This window comes from Fundicoccus sp. Sow4_D5 (genome assembly GCF_052116365.1).
In the GTDB taxonomy this organism is placed as follows: Bacteria; Bacillota; Bacilli; order Lactobacillales; family Aerococcaceae; genus Fundicoccus.
On sequence record NZ_JBQKLF010000004.1, the window covers coordinates 79,929 to 98,729 of the forward strand.

Annotated in this window: 19 protein-coding genes and 1 riboswitch; of the genes, 2 read left to right on the forward strand and 17 right to left on the reverse strand. The window is 38.6% G+C overall.

Features of this window, described 5'->3' with window-relative positions; all coding sequences use genetic code 11:
• Positions 1-18: 18 nt before the first annotated feature.
• Both rpiA and ACTQ45_RS06600 read right to left on the reverse strand, forming a co-directional pair.
• Positions 19-699, reverse strand: coding sequence for a ribose-5-phosphate isomerase RpiA (rpiA, locus tag ACTQ45_RS06595; protein WP_441753281.1), 681 nt, complete (start codon positions 697-699; stop codon positions 19-21).
• Between the two features lie 31 nt (positions 700-730).
• Positions 731-1,285: a flavodoxin domain-containing protein gene (locus ACTQ45_RS06600; protein ID WP_441763286.1), complete on the reverse strand. Its 555-nt coding sequence runs from the start codon at positions 1,283-1,285 to the stop codon at positions 731-733.
• A gap of 297 nt (positions 1,286-1,582) precedes the next feature.
• Here ACTQ45_RS06600 and ACTQ45_RS06605 point away from each other — a divergent pair, with 297 nt between their 5' ends.
• Positions 1,583-2,266, forward strand: a complete 684-nt coding sequence (locus ACTQ45_RS06605) for a CpXC domain-containing protein (RefSeq protein WP_441753284.1) — start codon at positions 1,583-1,585, stop codon at positions 2,264-2,266.
• A 58-nt stretch (positions 2,267-2,324) separates the two neighbouring features.
• Here the strand turns inward: ACTQ45_RS06605 and ACTQ45_RS06610 are convergent, their stop codons facing one another.
• The 8 genes from ACTQ45_RS06610 to ACTQ45_RS06645 form a co-directional block, all read right to left on the reverse strand.
• On the reverse strand, positions 2,325-3,305 hold the full coding sequence (locus ACTQ45_RS06610; RefSeq protein ID WP_441753286.1) for a glycosyltransferase family 2 protein: 981 nt from the start codon (positions 3,303-3,305) through the stop codon (positions 2,325-2,327).
• A 30-nt stretch (positions 3,306-3,335) separates the two neighbouring features.
• The gene (locus ACTQ45_RS06615; RefSeq protein WP_441753287.1) at positions 3,336-3,731 is read right to left on the reverse strand and encodes a GtrA family protein; all 396 of its coding nucleotides are present in this window, start codon (positions 3,729-3,731) and stop codon (positions 3,336-3,338) included.
• A gap of 273 nt (positions 3,732-4,004) precedes the next feature.
• Positions 4,005-4,658, reverse strand: a complete 654-nt coding sequence (locus ACTQ45_RS06620) for a YitT family protein (protein ID WP_441763287.1) — start codon at positions 4,656-4,658, stop codon at positions 4,005-4,007.
• A 326-nt stretch (positions 4,659-4,984) separates the two neighbouring features.
• Positions 4,985-5,467 carry a hypothetical protein gene (locus ACTQ45_RS06625; RefSeq protein WP_441763288.1) on the reverse strand — a complete coding sequence of 161 codons (483 nt, stop codon included), beginning with the start codon at positions 5,465-5,467 and terminating at the stop codon, positions 4,985-4,987.
• Between the two features lie 215 nt (positions 5,468-5,682).
• The gene (locus ACTQ45_RS06630; protein ID WP_441763289.1) at positions 5,683-6,111 is read right to left on the reverse strand and encodes an ATP-binding cassette domain-containing protein; all 429 of its coding nucleotides are present in this window, start codon (positions 6,109-6,111) and stop codon (positions 5,683-5,685) included.
• A gap of 4 nt (positions 6,112-6,115) precedes the next feature.
• Positions 6,116-6,616: a hypothetical protein gene (locus tag ACTQ45_RS06635; RefSeq protein ID WP_441763290.1), complete on the reverse strand. Its 501-nt coding sequence runs from the start codon at positions 6,614-6,616 to the stop codon at positions 6,116-6,118.
• A gap of 173 nt (positions 6,617-6,789) precedes the next feature.
• Positions 6,790-7,011 carry a hypothetical protein gene (locus ACTQ45_RS06640; RefSeq protein ID WP_441763291.1) on the reverse strand — a complete coding sequence of 74 codons (222 nt, stop codon included), beginning with the start codon at positions 7,009-7,011 and terminating at the stop codon, positions 6,790-6,792.
• A gap of 12 nt (positions 7,012-7,023) precedes the next feature.
• The gene (locus tag ACTQ45_RS06645; protein WP_441763292.1) at positions 7,024-7,332 is read right to left on the reverse strand and encodes a hypothetical protein; all 309 of its coding nucleotides are present in this window, start codon (positions 7,330-7,332) and stop codon (positions 7,024-7,026) included.
• A gap of 531 nt (positions 7,333-7,863) precedes the next feature.
• Here ACTQ45_RS06645 and ACTQ45_RS06650 point away from each other — a divergent pair.
• Positions 7,864-8,463, forward strand: a complete 600-nt coding sequence (locus ACTQ45_RS06650; protein WP_441763337.1) for an Rgg family transcriptional regulator — start codon at positions 7,864-7,866, stop codon at positions 8,461-8,463.
• 229 nt (positions 8,464-8,692) lie between these two features.
• On the opposite strand, the gene ACTQ45_RS06655 is transcribed toward ACTQ45_RS06650, so the two are convergent.
• The 7 genes from ACTQ45_RS06655 to ACTQ45_RS06685 form a co-directional block, all read right to left on the reverse strand.
• Complete coding sequence (locus ACTQ45_RS06655) at positions 8,693-10,477, reverse strand: ABC transporter ATP-binding protein (protein ID WP_441763293.1); 1,785 nt, start codon at positions 10,475-10,477, stop codon at positions 8,693-8,695.
• Positions 10,470-12,233, reverse strand: coding sequence for an ABC transporter ATP-binding protein (locus tag ACTQ45_RS06660; protein ID WP_441763294.1), 1,764 nt, complete (start codon positions 12,231-12,233; stop codon positions 10,470-10,472). The genes ACTQ45_RS06655 and ACTQ45_RS06660 overlap by 8 nt, the downstream gene beginning before the upstream one ends.
• 210 nt (positions 12,234-12,443) lie before the next feature.
• Positions 12,444-13,790: a magnesium transporter gene (gene mgtE / locus ACTQ45_RS06665; RefSeq protein ID WP_441763295.1), complete on the reverse strand. Its 1,347-nt coding sequence runs from the start codon at positions 13,788-13,790 to the stop codon at positions 12,444-12,446.
• A 202-nt stretch (positions 13,791-13,992) separates the two neighbouring features.
• Positions 13,993-14,156: riboswitch (M-box (ykoK) riboswitch) on the reverse strand.
• 82 nt (positions 14,157-14,238) lie between these two features.
• Positions 14,239-15,072 carry an aldo/keto reductase gene (locus ACTQ45_RS06670; RefSeq protein WP_441763296.1) on the reverse strand — a complete coding sequence of 278 codons (834 nt, stop codon included), beginning with the start codon at positions 15,070-15,072 and terminating at the stop codon, positions 14,239-14,241.
• A gap of 271 nt (positions 15,073-15,343) precedes the next feature.
• Entirely contained in the window at positions 15,344-16,882 is a 1,539-nt protein-coding gene (locus tag ACTQ45_RS06675) for an ABC transporter permease subunit (protein WP_441763297.1), read from the reverse strand.
• Complete coding sequence (locus ACTQ45_RS06680) at positions 16,883-17,776, reverse strand: ABC transporter ATP-binding protein (protein ID WP_441763298.1); 894 nt, start codon at positions 17,774-17,776, stop codon at positions 16,883-16,885.
• Entirely contained in the window at positions 17,763-18,701 is a 939-nt protein-coding gene (locus ACTQ45_RS06685) for an ABC transporter ATP-binding protein (protein ID WP_441753326.1), read from the reverse strand. Before ACTQ45_RS06685 ends, ACTQ45_RS06680 begins: the two co-directional genes overlap by 14 nt.
• Positions 18,702-18,801 lie beyond the last annotated feature (100 nt).

The window sequence follows — 18,801 nt, forward strand, 5'->3', positions numbered from 1 at the left end:
GATCTCTTTTATGGATTATTAACGCTCGTAGATTATAATTTCACCGTCTTCTTGACCTACCAAGATGACGTCTGGGTAATTTAAGAATAACCCATGATCCACAACGCCCACCATGTTCTTTAATTCAAATGCGAGTTGTTGAGGATTTTGAATATGATCTAATTGTAAATCAATAATATAATTGCTAGAATCTGTAATAAATAAAGAATCACGGCCACTTTTTCTAAAAGTTGGCTGCATTCCTGCACGGTCAAAGTTTTTGAATAACTTCCAGCTACCAAATTGAATCACTTCAACCGGCAATGGGAATTTACCTAAAAAGTCGACCATTTTATTTTCGCCAACAATCCAGATGATTTTACGGCTATTCTGAGCAACGATCTTCTCATGCAATAAAGCACCTCCGCCACCTTTAATACCGTTAAATTCTGTCGTCGCTTCATCCGCTCCATCAGCCAAAACATCAATATGGTTTACTTCATCTAAAGTTACCAATGGGATACCTAATTTACGTGCTTGATCTGCTGTTTGTTTGGACGTCGGAACGCCTTGAATGTCAGTCAGTTCACCTGACTTCAGCCGGCGTCCAATTTCATCTACAAACCAATAAGCAGTAGAACCAGTCCCAAGACCTACAACCATACCACTTTCTACATAATCAGCCGCTCGACGTCCTACTACTTCTTTTACATTTGTCATCATAACAACTCCTTGCTCGCAATTAAATGATTTAATTTGCTTCTTTATGTTTTTCTTCTGCTTCTTCAACCCACTCAATCAATGGGTTAATTGAATCCGCATCACTTGAATCAATAATAGTACCATATGTTTTTAGTAAAGCTAACCCTGCGTCATCTAAAGGTACCGTATCAATTGAACTCTGACGATTGATGTGCGCTTTGTTTAATAAGCCGTACATCAGATTCAGTCGCTTGTAACGAATTGTCCCTCTAAAATGGAAAGGCGTGATCCGTTTTTGGACAACTTCAGAGAAATTATCTTTAAAAATCGGTTCAAAATCCGTTAAGGATGGGTTAGATAAACCTACCGTAAATAAGCCCCATGTCTTATCAGGATAAGTGTTAATCCACTGCTCAATTCTGTCAGTATCATAAATTTTCCCACTTAATAAACACGTGCCGATAATCACTAAATCATAATCCGCTAATTTCTCCACGCGAATTTGTTCATGTTTTTTAATGGTTGCACCTAATTCTTCTGCGATACGTTTCGCATAACTTTCAGTCGAACCATAAGTTGTTTCATAAATTACTATCTTTTTCAAAAATTCACCCCTTTGAGGTCTGCTCGCAGGCTTAGCCCACCTAGTCGTTAATACACATGATTAATTTACGTCGTATGAAGGTAAACTTGGAGATTGTGACGTAAAATTTCTATCTTCAAGTTGCCATGGTAACCCTGTCATTTCAATTATAACACATCTTTGTTCATGACCGAACGAATAATTATCGTTTTTATGTGCTATTTTTGTTATACTTTTTTTATGGGATAGTTAAGGCACACTTATCCATAATCTTGTTGTCAAATCAATAGTCGATTGCATTTAGTAGGAGGAAATTTAATGACTCAACCTGTTACACTTGCTTGTCCGGTCTGTCAAACAGAGGCCAAGCGCAACATCCATACAGCTATCAATGCTAATACACATCCAGAACTAAAAGAACAGTTGATTGCTGGCACTTTATTAAACTTTGAATGTGATACTTGTGGCGCTAAACGTCACTTAGAAGTCGAAACCTTGTATCACGATCCAAACTTAAAATTAGTGGTTTTCCTTGCACCAAAAATCAGTGAAGCACGCGAAGACACATTGAACCGTTTGGAAACGCTTCGTGCTAAGTTACCTGTTTCTTTAGATGATTACCGTCTACGCATCGTCAACCGTCAGGCCGATTTAATTGAAAAAATTCAAATTTTTGACGAGGGATTCAACGATCAGTCCATCGAATTAGTCAAGATATTAACAGATGGCTTGTTTGCGAAAGAAAAACCAGAAGCAGTGGTTAAAGCACGTTACTTCTATCAACATGAAGCTACAACAAAACTTTTATATATCACAGAAGATGAGCAATTATTCGTTGATTTTCACGATAGTCTACTCACTTTTGTCGAGGAAAAATTTGCGAAAGCACTTAAAGAAGAGTACTTGGGACAATTCATAGTGGTTAACCAAGGTTGGGCTTTAAATCTTGCTGACAAAAAGTCAGGTCCAACAGCAAACACCGATGAATCAGACGCTGAATAAATAAAATAACAGGTAACCAAAGCACACATTAATTGTGCAAAGGCTGCCTGTTTTCTTTCTATATATTTAACTTTTCTTGCTTTAATACAGAAGGCGGTTCATTCAAATGGACTTCTTTTAATATGTACATTGGTCGTTGTTTACTTTCGATAAATATTTTGCCGATATATTTACCGACGATGCCTAAACACAGAAGTTGTAGTCCGCCCATGCCGACGACCAGAACGGCCAGTGAGGGCCAACCTGGCGTTGCTGCTCCGAAAATCAAAGTGCGAATAACTATATAAACGCCATAAATAAAGGCTGCTACGAAAGTTAATAGACCAACATAACTAGCGATCGTTAGTGGCACATCTGAAAAACTAATCAGACCTTCAATCGCGTAATCGAACAATTTGGCAAAGGACCAAGAGCTTTCGCCGACTTGACGCTCGATATTAGGATATTCTAAATATCTTACTTCAAAACCAACCCAACTGAATAAGCCTTTCGAGAAGCGGTTGCGCTCGGGCATCGCTAAAATCGCCTCAATGACCGGTCGGGTCATCAAGCGATAATCCCGCGCACCTTCTTCAATTTTCACATTTGAAATTAGATTGTTTAATTTATAGTATAAGTTCGCAAATACAGAACGTATCTTAGGTTCGCCTTCTCGGCTGACACGGCGTGTTGCGACGACATCATACGCCTTAGTCGTTAATAGCTGATGCATTTCAATCAACATTTCTGGTGGATCTTGTAAGTCCGCGTCCATCACCGCTACCCACTCACCCTGCGCATGTTCAAAGCCGGCTAACATCGCTGCTTCCTTACCAAAATTTCTAGAAAATGATAAATAAGAGATGCGCTCAGGATACTGCTTAGCTAAGTCTCGCATTTTATTTAATGTTTCATCCGAAGAGCCGTCATTGACCAGAATCAGTTCAATAAAAGCAGCTGGTAGTTGTGCTTGCGTGGTTAAAATCACCTCGATAAAGGCCTGTAAATTGTTGGCCTCGTTGTAGCATGGCACGACAATCGATAGTGTACCTGTTTTCATTCTCTTGTCATCCCTTTCTGCTTCCAATGTTTAAGAAGTTTTTCCTTCGATGAACCGCTTGCGTGTGACGAAATTAAAGACCATTACAATCGCTGTAACGAATAATTTCCCTAACATGACCGGACTGGCAAATAGATCCACACTGATAAACATCAAAAGCTCCGTTAAACCTAAGCCACATAAACTCAAGATTAGAAAGAGGCTAAACTCTTGCTTCTTCTGTTCTTGTGTAAATTTACTTTCAAATATAAAGGTCATACTGGCCCAATAATTAAACACGGTTGCGACCGCAAAGGCCACTCCTGTTGCCAGTAAATAATTCATTTGAAATTGATGATGTAATACGTATAAAACGATGAAATCAATGGCCGTTGACAGACCTCCCACAAGCATAAAACGAAAAATTTGTTTGGCTAATCGGTTCATATCTAACTTCCTTCTAATTTTACTTCCAATTTACAATAGCATTGCTGCCCTTTGAATTCAAGCAATATTGTCGCAAATATGTATGACAAATTCGTGAAGTTTCAGTGTCGCTTGAACAGAATTCGCTAACTATTGTTTCTTATTCCTCGCTCTAAAGTTTGTCTCCTTATCCACACTAGCCAAGCTACCTAAGTCATGAATAACATAAAAATAAAATCCCCGCCTGTCACTCACTTAAGTAAGTTACAGACGGGAAAAAATCAGCTGGTCTCATTAACTAATTTTGGCTGCGGGACGCTGAACAGAAAAACTGGGTTTAACCAATCTTAATTCAAATTGTCCAATTAAAAATGACGAGACTAACGTCGTTATAAAGGAATACACCAAACGAGTAGGTGAAATATAAATGAGTGATAATAACAGCACGACACCGTCCGTTATTAAGTACGCTCGGGCAATTGAACAGTTTAAACGTCTTGATAGCACTAAAGCGAGCGCATCATCGCCCCCAGCAGCTCCACCTTGTGTTACCACAAAGCCACACCCAACTCCAATAAAAATTCCTCCAAGCACTGCTGCAATTAGGGGGAAATTATATAAACTTGGAACAACGGGTCCGATTGCTAGGAATAGACGGTAAAAACCGGCAAAGAAAGTTGAAGCGACAATCGCCTTCTTCAAAAATTTCCAACCTAACATCGTGAAAGCTAAAGCATAACAAGCTACATCCAATAGAATACTCATGGCTGATGGATCTAGACCTAACACTTTATGCGAGAAGAGTACGAGCCCAAGGACTCCTCCTTCAGTAATTTGCGACGGCATATGAATATTTACAATACCAAATGCCATAATGAGACACCCTAAAGCGATTAGTACGATTTCTTTTTTCGGCAACGACAGTTTGCTTAGCGATTTGCTTAGCATGTTTCCACTCCTTATTCATGACTGACAAGGAAAGTCACTACAACGCAAAAAAGACTGCGGTCGTAGGAAATCCTCGTACATTGCAATCTAATGATGGTGTCGATGCTTTTTTGTTTGGAAATTTTTTATTATAAAAACTCTGAGCTTCGCAACAATCTTTTTAGCCTCCACAGGTCCCACATCAGGCACCTCCAAGGCTCTTTATCGATTATATAGGCATCAGATAAAAACTACCGACCTACGTCTGTCGGCAACCATCTAAAACGATTTATCTTATTGTACCACGTTTGGACCGCAGTCAAATGATGAACGCGTTTTCTTAAAAGTTAAAGATTTTCTAAAACTTCCAAAGTTTCTTCTTCTAGTGCCATAAAATCAATGACATCGAGTGAGGCAGGTTCACCAGTTTCACTAATCGTCCGAATATTTAGTACTTGAAAATACCAGCCCACGAAATCATTCGCAATCTGATCCAATTCCTGATTCAAAGGCATTTGTTCTTCTAAAGTCAGGACCGTACCATTCTCGGTCGGATCCAATTTAATGTGCACGACACCATCATCCCATTGAAACTTAATTTCTTGATTCAAACGATTATCCATAATTTCGAACACTAATTCGAGTTCATCCTCACCCATATCAAACACCAACTTTTCAGCGGCATCAATTGTTTTAAAAGAAAGTTGGGGAAACCATTCTGAAATTTTATTCGTCGCTAAATAGCTATAAACATGATCATAATCCGCATGGATAATCTCTGTTATTCTTTGGTGGTAAGCCAACTCATCTTTACGATATTGTAAATCCATCTTCATCAATCTCCTTTTTCATACGCGTAACTGGATGCCTTTATTATACGCTGAAATTCAACCGAATAAAATCATTTACACTATCAAAATATGACCTTCCATCGCTAGCCACTAATCAATAATTAGTCAATTCGATCAGCGCCTGTCTCTCTCGGTGATCTTATTATTTTTAATCCGCGACTAGAAAGGTCCCCAAAATCTTTAACTACTGCTTTTCAGGATGGCACTTCATCACGATATAACTCCAGATAACGTTGTTCAGCAGTTTTTCTAACGGATAGCTCGGCCACATCTAAATGTTCCTCTCTAATCATCCCATCTTTTAAGAACAAAATATGACTCGTCACCGCATCCACTTCACTTAAAGTGTGTGATGACATCAAAACTGTTTTTCCACTTGCCCCTAACTCTCTTATTAATTGACGAGTTTTTAATATACTTGTGGGATCTAAACCGTTTAAGGGTTCATCGAGAACGAGAATACTCGGCTCATTCAAAATAGCTAAAGCAAGCAACAGATGTTGTTTCATCCCCAAAGAATATCTCCCTGTTTTCTGTTTAACATACCCTTCTATCCCCAATTGATGACTCACTTGCCAGACACGTTCTTTAGATAAGCCATAAGTCCGAGCTGCATAACTCAACACTTTATTCTTCTAAGGTTAATCTAAACACTGAATTTTTGCCATCCTCAAGTTGAATTTCTTCATTCCCTTTAATGAATTCCCAGATTCTATTCCCTTGGAATTTAATGATCAGTCGATTTTCCATTAGTTTATACTCAGGATTAGTAAATACTAATTTATAAGAAGGGAATTGAGGTGCTTCAATAATTTCTGTAAAATGAACTTCTACGGTTTGTAGTTCTTCTGCTATGGGGATTTCTACATTTTCAGCAGTAGGATCTAAATTTCCAACTAACGCACCACCTGGTCGCATAATATCTGAAATCCACGTAAGGATTTCATCAGCATAAACTTCTTCTGGATTTTCTTCACTTAGTGGTTGGTCATTATTTAGAATAATCTGAAATTTGTTCTCATCAATTTTTATTCCATAAACAATCGATGGCCTGTCTTCTAATACATAATGCCTTTCGTACTCACCGATGTTTACTTCTTCTGCATGAATTTTTTGATTCAAAAACATATTCTTCGTGAAAAACAATACAGTTAATAAAGAAAATAATAGTTTTAATATTTTCATTCTTCCAACCTCACTTTTGATGGTATCGGATAATTCGTTCCTTCAGGATAGAGATAACCTTCATAATAGTATAAGCTTCCAATTGACTTACTCCAGTTAACACTCAAATATCCTCTTTAATTGCCATTGTAAAACAAACGAGAAAAGTAATAATGTTCACCTAAATAACTATTAGAAGGAATTTCCCACCATATTCTCCATGGAGCAGCTTGCGGGTCTACTTTAACAATATCATCTTCTATGTTTATTGAACTCGCTGACACATTTAAGTTAACAGATGTTCCTATTAATAAGAAAGATAATGCTAAAATAACGATGCATTTATATATTTGTTTCATTAGTTTCATCCCTTAATTATATCTTAATGGTACAAAAGGTCCTATATGTCCTCTATAAGTAACAACATAGTTATTTTGAGCAATGTACCAACTATCTATATATAATTGTCCGTTATATACTCCATCATTATAAAAAATAGTGGTTGGAAAAGGATTATAATATGCTGAAGATGGATCTGGATTATAGATTGATTTACTATAATATCTTGTCTCATATTTAATAGCATTTGGTATAATTATTTGGTTATCAGTATGTTGTGCATTTATAACTTGACTAGGACCAATAATAAATAAGATTATTGATAGCATACTAATAATCATTGACATTTTTTTGTACTATTCATACGTGTCATCCTTTCTGGTAGTTTTAACTGAGCTTAAGCATATATTTTCCATAAAATACTAATTTCTTTTGAATTCACTTAATTTTTTCCTAATATGATAATTCCTCCTCTCCAACATTATCCCGATATTCTGGATAATTCAAACTAACGTCTACACGTTCTGTCAAACCACCTAGCATTAAGCATACACAAAGCCCAAGCAACCAATAAGCATATTTTTTAATAATACCAACTCCATATTTGTACTTTAACATGGTAACAAAAAAATATCATGATAATTCCAATATATATTGTCTTATCTCACATCAAAAGGAGATGATATTTTGTCAACTATAGGTGCTGTATTTAGACACTTAAGAAAAGCAAAAGGGATGCCCCTTAAAGAAACAGCAGACGGGATAATCTCCTCACAGTTTCTTTCAGAGTTTGAACGAGGTCATAGTAGTATTTCTGTTGGGAACTTTTTTCACTTCTCGATAAGATAAATGTTCAGATAACTGAGTTTAAAATTCATTCAGATGAACTTACCGAGCACACTCAACAACATTTTCTCTCTCACTATGGGAAAGCTTATCGCTCTCGCAATGTTGTAAAACTTAATGAATTAATTGATTCTCAAAATAAACTATATAGGAATTTTAAACTGCCTCGCTTTCAACATAATGTCATTATTTTAAAACAATGTCTAAACCAATCAACTAATTTGCCTTTTAATCAAACAGACGCCAATTCAATTTATCACTATTTACTTAATTGTGAAGAATGGCATTACTATGAAGTCTGCCTCTTTGGTCATAGTATTTTCTTTATGAGTCTTGCTCAAGTTGAGAAACTGACTAGAACGGCCTCTCAAAAAGCTCATAAATATGAAAATTTACTCTTAAATCCCTCAACTTTTGCGCTTGTTATGATGAATGTGATTGACTATTTTCTAGAAGCTAACCACTTGGCTCCTGTTAGTCCATTAATTAAAGAAGTGGACCGTGTATTAGTCAATAAACGTTACTTTTACGATAAGAATCGTTTAAACTTCCTGAAGGGCATCTATAAAATTAAAACAGGGGCGCTCGATGAAGTAAGGAACTCTGTCAAGAAGCCATCCGCTTAATGAGCCATTTCGGTGCTATAGAAGTTGCGAACATTCTTCTGACAGAATTTGATGAATTGCTACTAAAGACACAATCCAAAGTTACTTGAGAACTTTCAGATATAATAACAATTACACTGCATTTGATTATCATCAAATTTAAAAATCTTTCACCAATCAACAACAAAGACCGCACCAAGCTTGTTAATCAGCTTGATGCGGTCTTATTTATTCTTCTTAATATGCTAACTTATGTCAGCCCTTGCAGTGATTGTAGACGGTACATGTCATAATACGTACCTTCCAAGTCAATCAACTCATCGTGTTTGCCTTGTTCAATCACGCGTCCTTTATGCAGGACGTAAATCTTGTCGGCATTCTTAATGGTCGACAGACGGTGAGCAATCACCACTAGGGTGGCTTGTTGTCGTATTTTTTCTAGACTGCTTTGAATGTACTGTTCCGTTTCTGTATCGATATTGGCAGTCGCCTCATCTAAAATAAGAATACGTGGCTGGCGTAATATCGTACGGGCAATATTAATCAACTGCTTTTGGCCAGCTGACAAGGACGCACCGCCTTCGGTGATTGGCGACTCATACCCCGCTTCTAGCTCACTAATGAATTCATCAGCACCGGTAAATTTAGCTGCTTCAATGACTTCTTCGTCAGTATAATCCCCATGCAAGCGGATATTGTCATAGAAGTTGCCATAGAACATAAAGGCATCTTGTTGAACTAGACCAATTTGCGAACGTAAACTCTTCTTATTCATCTGACGAATACTCTGTCCATCAATCATCACTTGACCACGCTGGAATTCATAAAAACGCATCAATAAATTAATGATGGTGCTCTTACCAGAACCTGTATGACCCACAATCGCAATCATCTCACCCGGTTCAGCATTCAACTCAATCTCACGTAAGACATCAAACGCCCCATCATAAGAAAAAGTTAAATCTTGAATGGTTATGCGTCCCTCGATCGCTTTATCAATCATTTCCGTCGCTTGTTGAGGTTCAGTCTGATCACTTGCTAAGAGTGCAATACCACGTGAAGCAGCGACTAAGCCATCTTGGTAGACACTTAAACTATCTAGCATACTACCAATTGGACGAAAGAATGACTTCGTATAAGAGGTAAAAGCATAAATAATCCCGACATCCACCACTGTTCCACCCAGTAATTGTCCTGCAAAAATCCAGATTACAATCACTAAGACGATTTGTTCAATTAAATTAATCGCGGGCATCAATAACAGTGCATTCATTTTAAACATATTCGTCCGAGCAATTAAGTACTCTTGATTAATCTTATCAAACTCAGCTTTCATACGCTCTGTTTGATTAAATTGCTGAATTAACCACATGCCCATCGTCGATTCACTCAAGCGAGCGTTGACTTGCCCAAGCGCTTGACGCATACGACGATAAACGACGGTACTAATTTTCTGATAAATATAGATTAAGCCTAGGACTATCGGAATAAAAGCCATAAACACCCAAGACATCGCTGCATTAAGCGAAAACATCGCCACTCCAATCGTTGCCGCATTAATAAATCCATCGAAGAAGGTTAAAAAGACATTCCAGAATTCTTTAATAGTCTCCGTATCATTCGTCACACGCGACACCACTTCACCGTTTGGCGTCACATTAAAGTAATCTAAACTCAAACGACCTAATTTATGGTAAATATTATTTCGCATATTCGCCACGGTTCTTTCGGATGCCATCTTAAAGGTGTAGTCTTTGACATAAACAATGACCATTCTTAACATCAAGAGGCCGAAATAGGTTCCTGACACCCATAAGGTGATTTGAAGCGTAGCTGAACGGCTACTCAAGTATTGGTCAATATAACGCTGAATAATAATCGGTAAGAAAGCGGACAAACTTGACGCGACAATCATTGCGACAATCGATCCCGCAAACCAGAGTCCTTCACTTTTGGCAAAAGAGAATAAATAACCGAGAATCGTCGTTTGTTCTTTTAGTGAGAAGCTTGTCTGTCTTTGTTTCTCTTTACTCATTCGCTTCACCACTTTCTGATAATTTCTCCTCTAATTGTTGTTGAGTAAACATATTATCATACCAACCTGCCTGATCAAGAAGCGCCGCATGATCGCCACGTTCGCTTACACGACCTTTGTCCAAGACTAAGATTTCATCCGCATGCATAATTGAACTGATACGGTGTGTCGCAATAATCGTAATCCCTTGTGTTCTAAATGCTTTTAAATTCGCCAAGATTCTTTGTTCGGTTTTCGCATCGACTGCCGATAAGGCATCATCCATAATTAAAATTTGCGGCTCCATTGCCAAGGTTCGAGCAATCGCAATCCGTTGTTTTTGCCCACCCGATAAACTGACGCCACGTTCCCCGACTAAGGTATCATAGCCTTGCGCAAAGTCGAGAATATCTTCATGCACATCCGCCAACTTCGCAAAACGCTCAACCTCTGCTTGTGTCATATCTGGACGTCCGAAACGAATATTATCGCGGACTGTCGTTGAAAACAGTAAATTATTCTGAGAGATATAACCCACACGGTCATTTAATTCCGTTAAGTCAATTTGCGCAATTGGCTGACCATCAATTAAAATCTGGCCATCTTCGATATCAAAGTTACGCACTAACAAGGAAAACAGCGAACTCTTACCCGATCCAGTTCGACCCACAATCCCTAATGTTTGATTGGCTGTTAACTTAAAGTCGACATGTTCTAAAATCACTGCGTCAGAATCCGGGTAGCTAAAACTTTCAATATTAACCGCTAGATCATGATAAGCTAAACCACTGACTGCATCGGACGCGTTTTCAACCTTTGCATTCACCGATAACAAATCGGTGACACGGTCGTAACTGACATTCCCTCGTTCCATTGTATTGACCAAACGTCCAACTGCCAATAAAGGCCAAGTCATATTCCCAAGATAACTGAAATAAGCAATTAATTGACCAATCGAAATTCGACCATTCTGGACAAAATACGTCCCAAAAGCAATCGTCAAAACATACGTTAAGCCCGTAATCACATCAATTACTGGCGTGTAAGCTGAATCAATCAGGTAAACTTTTCGATTCTTTTCAACGACATTCTCTGTTTCTTTTACGAAATCTTGGTAATCTTCCTCTTCTTCACCAAAAGCTTTAATGACTTTCATGCCCGAGACGCTTTCTTGGACGTGATCGTTCATTTTTGAGAAAGACTGTAAAGATCCATGAAAATGCTTGTTAATTAATTGGCCTAAATAACGTGCTACAAAAATTAACAAGGGAAAAGGTAGAATTGTCACTAAGGTTAACTGCCAATCGATTAAGAAAAACATCGAAAGCAAAGTGAACAAAGTAATAAACAATGAATCCACCAAGGTCATAATGCCTCCACCAGCCACAAAGCGTAACGCCGCTAAGTCATTGGTCGCGTGTGCCATCAAATCCCCCGTACGATAATCATTGTAGAATTTTTGGTCCATTTTCGTAAAGTGACTAAACAAACGATTACGCATAATCGCTTCTAGTAAAGTAGAGTTGCCAAATAAATTACTACGCCACATATAACGCAGGCCGTACATCGACACGCCAATCGCCAACAAAAAGCCTGTTTGTTGAATCAAGCCATCCCACGAAATGGTTCCCTGTGCCATTTGGTCGACTAAACGCCCAATAATTAACGGAATCATTGCGGATAAAATCGCACAAGCGATTAAGCCACCAATGGCTAAACTGTAGGTTTTCCAACGCATTTTGAAAAACCATCCTAACTTTCTAAATATCGCGAACATAACTTCCTCATTTCCTAAAACATTCTAATCATTATTATAACAAATTGTTCCAAGGTCTTAAAGAGCCTTGAAAACTAATCATGAGGTCTTCACTACCTTGACTATAATTGTGGGTATCAATCAGCTATTGTTAGTTAAAGCAGACAGGCTTTTCTTTCATATTTTGGCTGATGAAAAACTCCCTTTCACTGAAGTAAGGGAGTCAACGATTTATAATAAATGCAACAATTGGGTGGCAATCGAAAAGTAAATCAATAAGCCAAACGTGTCATTAATGGTCGTGATGAACGGTCCAGAAGCGACCGCTGGATCAATGTTCAATTTATTGATTAAAATTGGAATCACTGCGCCAACCACAGTTGATACGGACAATGTGATCCAGAGTGAAATACCGATGATTAAGCCCAATAAGCTGTTGCCATAGAAAATTGCGACAACTAGTCCTAAAGTCACCCCTGCTGCCAAACCTAAGATAGCTCCGACTAGAAATTCTTGCCAAACGACTTTGCCTAAGTGATTCCCTTTACGGTTCTCACCAATCGTAATTTTCCGAACGGCTACCGCTAAAGATTGGGTTCCCACGTTACCGGCCGAGTCCATAATAATCGGAATAAAGGCTGCCAGTAAGACGACCTCATTCAATGTTTCCTCAAATGAATTAATTAATCCGGCACTAATCATCCCTAGAAAAATCAGAATAATGATCCAAGGCAGCCGTTCACGAGCGATACTCCAGGTTGATTCTTCGTTAGTCGCTTGTTTCTTCGATTTACTGATGGCCGAAAATTCTTTAAAATCTTCAGTCGTTTCTTCGACAAGAATGTCCATTACATCATCAACCGTAATAATCCCAAGAATTTGCTCGCTAGCATCCGTCACCGGTAGCGCAACTAAATCATACTCCTGTAAGAGTAGGGCTGCGATTTCTTGGTCTTCGGTCGCACGGACTGATACAAGTCGTGTTCTCATTATTTCACCCAAAACGGTTTCTTCGGCGTGCAAAATTAAATCACGTAAGGAAACAACTCCCGTTAATTTTCCAGAGTTATCCACCACGTAAATATAGTAGACCGTTTCAATTTCTTCGACTAAGCGGCGAACGCGGTCAGTGACATTCTTGATTGTTTCTTCGACACGCCCAACCAGGTAACTTTTATTCATGATTGAACCGGCAGTTTCAGGTTCAAAAGCCAGTAGTTCTTCAATTGAGTGTCGCTTGTCTGTTGGAAGTAAGTCGAGCAATTGTGTGGCTTCTTGATCAGGTAAGTAGGTTAAAAATTTTACAGCATTATCAACTTCCATATATGACACGAGTTGACCAATATAGTCTATTGAGAAAATCTCATGTAGCTCTTGTTGTTCGCTCGGCGTCATCCATTCAAATAATTTAGCGAACTCGTCCGGCATTAAAAAGTCTTCAATTTTACGTTTATTCTGAGGATATAGGGTATGAAATAAATCCATTTGGTCTTTCACGTGGAGTCCGAAGAATAATGCTCGGAAGCCCTCACGGTCGTTTTGCTTAGCTGCTTTAAAAATTTTTTCGTAATTCATCATTCGTTTCATTCCTTCCAAAATAGAGTGCTCGGGCACCCTGCTTCTTGATTATTTATTGTAATATTTCTAAATTTGCACCTCTGAAAATCGGGACTTGGGTCCATGCTCCTCACCTCCTGGAAGTTTTCTAAACACAAAAAAAAGCACACCCCAAAGAGTATGCTGATTGATATAGATTAATTTACTATAATCGTTAAAAAACGCTGCACCTCTTCGTCGAGTTTTAGCTCTGAACAGCATAGGGATTTCCCAGCTGCGTTAAAAATTTCCTTAATTCGGAAATTCCTGTTGACCCATTGGCATCTTTGGATGTTTCTGGGCAGCAGCATATCTCTAGTTCAGTAGCCTCACCTAACAAGGTTATTTAATTTTGTGGTGTTGTAGTGTTGTGGTCATTGACAACTATTTCATTGTAACTGATTGACAGACAATTTTCCATCTAAAGTCCTTAAAACTCCTGATATACGGCCGGATTCTGGTCTTTATTACGACCATCTTCACGGGTTAACGTACTCATCAACGCGACTTCTTCTGTCGACAAGTTAAAATCGAAGAGTGATAAATTTTCTATTTGGCGAAGGATGTGTCCTGATTTAGGAATCGGTAAGGCACCTAGTTGCAGTAACCATCTTAGGACAATTTGTGCATTACTACGATTGTGCCGCTTGGAAATTTCAGTTATAATTGCTTCATTTAATGAAGCGTTCTGGCGTCCTAAAGGACTCCAAGCCTGAGTGATGATTTTATTTTCTTGGTCAAATTCGAGTTGGTTTGCCTGATTAAAGTAAGGATGCAGTTCAACTTGATTAATGACCGGCAGAATTCCTGTTTCGTCTTCCAAACGTTGAATATGTTCCGGAAGAAAATTACATACTCCAATCGAACGAACTAAACCGGCTCTTTGCGCATCAATTAAGGCTCGCCAAGCTTCCACATATTTGTTCTCCTTTGGGTTCGGCCAATGAATCAAATATAAATCAATGTAATCCAAGCCAGATCGCATCACCGATTCTTCAATCGCTTCAAAGGCTAGTTGATAATCATGATGGCGCCCTGCTAATTTTGACGTGAAGGTGATTTGATCACGGGGAACACCACTGTTGCGAATTGCCCGTCCGACCGTCCCTTCATTCTCGTAGTTAAAGGCTGAATCCAGCAAACGGTAGCCTACATTCAGTGCTTGTTCAATTCGCCTTGAGCCATCGACTCCTTTTAATTGATAAGTCCCCAGCCCAACTTTTGGAATTTGAAATCCATCTGATAATACATAATGTTCAGTCACGTTATCCCTCCTTGTTTAGGGCTAGTATAGCATGAAAGGAGGCAGGTTTTGAAGTTTACGGGCCTTGATTGAGTGTTGAGTGGGATTTAATCGGGACAGCTCCTAGTCACTATGGATAGGCTGTCTGGATACGCATTGGCTGGAAGGTGCGTCCGTTTTTTTTAGCGATGTCTTTGAGTTAGTGGCTCACCTAATCGCTCAGCCAAGTTTTAGTGGCTCACTTCCCACAAAAAACACCCAACCCTCTATTAGTAACTAAACTCCTAGATAATTACAGGGGTAAATCTTTCTTAACAAAAATAATATTTGACGCTATATAGAGAATTAATGCAATTGCGCCTAAAGCAATTAAACCCCAGCCAAAGTCTCCACCCGATAGAATCGTCTCTGTATCAAATAAACTTGTTAGTGTCAGATACTTGAGCGCACCTGGGCTATCCATTAACTGCTGAACCATAGTAATTAAGAAGAAAGCAAATGGTACCCCACCACCGACTGCTAAGGCAAAGCCCGTTCGGTTGAAAAAGGTGGACGCGAGGAATGAGATAGAACTCATTGCTAGGATTGTTAGCAACAGTCCTAGCATCAACCATAAGTAGACTTCTAAATCGAACTCTAGCGCAATATCGACTGAACGTGCAGAAGATACCATCCCGTGATTCGCCATGTTAATAACTTGTGCTTCAGATAAGCCAGTTGCGTCAGTGGCAGCTTCTAAAGCAATCGGATCCTTCATTAAAGTCATATTCTCACTGACTTGCTCAGCATTAATCTTTAATGCGTCTGCTGAAGAATCAATGACCATTTGCAATAAGAGTTTGGCATTGTCTTCCGTTACGATAACTGGCAGTTGCCTTTTATCCTGCATCTGTTCTTGTGCTTCGCTATCCTGACTAGTTTCTGCAGCTGCCCGATTCATTACTGTTTCTGTTCGCGCGAGTTCAGGTGCCAGATTTTCGTCTAAGGCTATAATTTCCTCGCTAATAAATTGGTGATAATCATTTACGGAAATCCCATGTATCTTCGCGCCGACATTCAACGCCTCATTGCTTGATAAAATCATAGCTGGATTAGCGACTAATTCTTCTACAGTAATTTCTATTTCATCACCTTCTATGCCGTTTGTGTCTTCATAAAAATCAAACCGTTCATCAGTAATAATGGTCGCTGTCGCTTCATATGAACGGTCTCTAATGATGCTTTCTAAATAAATGCTATAAGCCTCTGTGTCCATGTCGCGTGCAACAGCTGCTTCTCGCATCGCTTGCTTATCTTCTTGAATCAAATATAAACGTTCTGAAATATACCGTTCATCAAGATTTAAAGCGTTTGAGGCAGCCCGAATATCATCAGTTATCGGATAGCCCGTAACATTCCGGTAAGTTATTTGTGAAGCCGCCAAACCTACTAAACCGATTACACTGTACATTAAAATGACTGATAAAATTAGATAGAGGGATTTAGTGAAAATCACGCTTGAACGTTTAATCGGCGTTGACAGAGTATAGGCCATCGAACCAGAGTCCACCTCATTTACGACAAGATTATTAGCCGTAAATACGACATAAACAATCCCAAGAATAACGGCTATCAATTTATAAAAGTTTTCTAAGCTCCCTAAAAGGCTGGTCATGGAAGACAGAATATTAGAAAAAGCGGTTCCTTCCGCTGCCGCCGCAATTGATCCGTAACCGGCTGCGTCATAATTAACGATAAAACCCGCTAGGATGACCGAAGCTACGATTGTAATGATCAGTGACAACTTCCAATTAACTTGAATATTTTGTTTGAATAATGGTTTAGAAAACACTTATATTTCCCCCTTGAATGCTTCAGTGATGTAGTCTTCAAATGACACTTTAATTTCTTTAAAATAGACCAAAGAAAATTGTTTGAGATCTCGGATGAGGCGGTTAATGTCCGCATCATGAATTTGCACAAAAACTTGTAAATCATCTAGCTTTATCTGATCAAATTGATAATTTAAGTTTAAAAAGCGGTCAAAATCTGGCCGGTTGTAAAATTCTAGTCGATAAGTTTTATTTTTGTTATAACGAATCGTTGCCATATCAATGACTTCAATTATTTGGCCCTCACGAATGACGGCTACTCGTTCGCAAACTTCTTCAACTTCCTGAAAAATATGACTCGACATAAAAATTGTCTTCCCTTGCTCTTTTTCTTCTTTTAATAGGTCAAGAAAAACTTCTCGCATCAAAGGGTCTAGGCCCGTTGTCGGCTCATCCATGATCAGAATGGCTGCATCAGAGGCAAACGCTGATACAATGGCTGTTTTCTGTTTCATTCCTTTACTCATCGAACGAACTTTAGCCCTCACATCCAATTGAAAGAGCTCACTCAGTTCTTTTGCACGTTGCCAGCTACCTTTACCAGATAAATAGATTTGTTCTTTTAGAAAAGCTTCGCCAGTCGTATTACCAGGGAAGTTAATTTCTCCAGGGATATAGGACACATAGCGTTTGACTTCAGCACTGCTCTTAGTAGCATCCAACCCATTAATGATGATACTACCTTCGTCTGGTTTCAGAAAACCCATCATATGCCGAATGGTCGTCGATTTTCCAGCTCCGTTGACTCCAACAAAACCATAAGTTTCTCCTTTTTCAATGGCTAATGACACGTCAAAAATCCCCCGTCCTTTACCATAATTTTTCGTTAGATGGTTTATCTCAATGTAAGCCATAACGTAAATTCTCCTCCCCATCAGCGATCGTTTTCTTACGATCATAGAAGTCCATAAAATAATCTTCTAGTGTAAATTTTATTTCCGAAATAAATTGGACCTCAACCTCACTTAATTCAGTAAAAAGTTGCTGCAACTTCTCATCTGTTAAGTTCAATTTGATTTGATTTTGTTCGGGTCTTTTAATTGAAATCATAAATGTCGTTTGAGTCAAAAACATCTGATAATCTTGAAAAGTAGTGAACTCTATTTTGAAAGCTTTGTTTGTATTTCGTTTTAAGTCATTGGCTTCAATGGTTGAAACGAGCTGTCCTTCCTTAATGATGCCAATTCGATCACACGTTGCCTCGACCTCACTAAATATGTGGCTAGACAATAAAATCGTTTTACCTTCAGATTTTTCATTCAAAATAAATTGGATAAATCGCTCTTGCATCACTGGATCTAGGCCTGATGTCGGTTCATCTAGAATCAGAATCTGCGGATTATGCATAAAAGCAGCCACGACTGCGAGTTTTCTTTTAGTTCCTAGACTCATTTCTTTAATCCTCTCCGATGTATCCAGTTCAAACGTTTTTTTCAATTCCTCCGTCCGCGATAAATCGCTAATTTGTCTTTCTTTTGCCATAAATTCAATGAATTGGCCCCCGGTCATGCTTTTCGGAAAAGCCAATTCGCCTGGTAAATAACCAATCTCACGTTTAATGATGGCTGCTGATTTCCAACAATCTTTCCCATTGATTGATAATGCTCCTTCTTGCGCTTTAATAAAGCCCATTAAATGTCGAATGGTAGTTGTTTTTCCCGCACCATTTGGACCCAAGAATCCAAAAACCTCTCCCTGTTTTATCTCAAAAGAAACATCAAATATCCCACGTTCCTGGCCATAATCTTTTGTTACATGTTCTACTTTTATAATTGACATTGAATTCCCTCCCTCACTCTAAATGTCATATGTAAATTAACTATCATCTGTTACTTTGTTTACATCTGTTACACTTAATATTATACTTGAATAGAAAAAA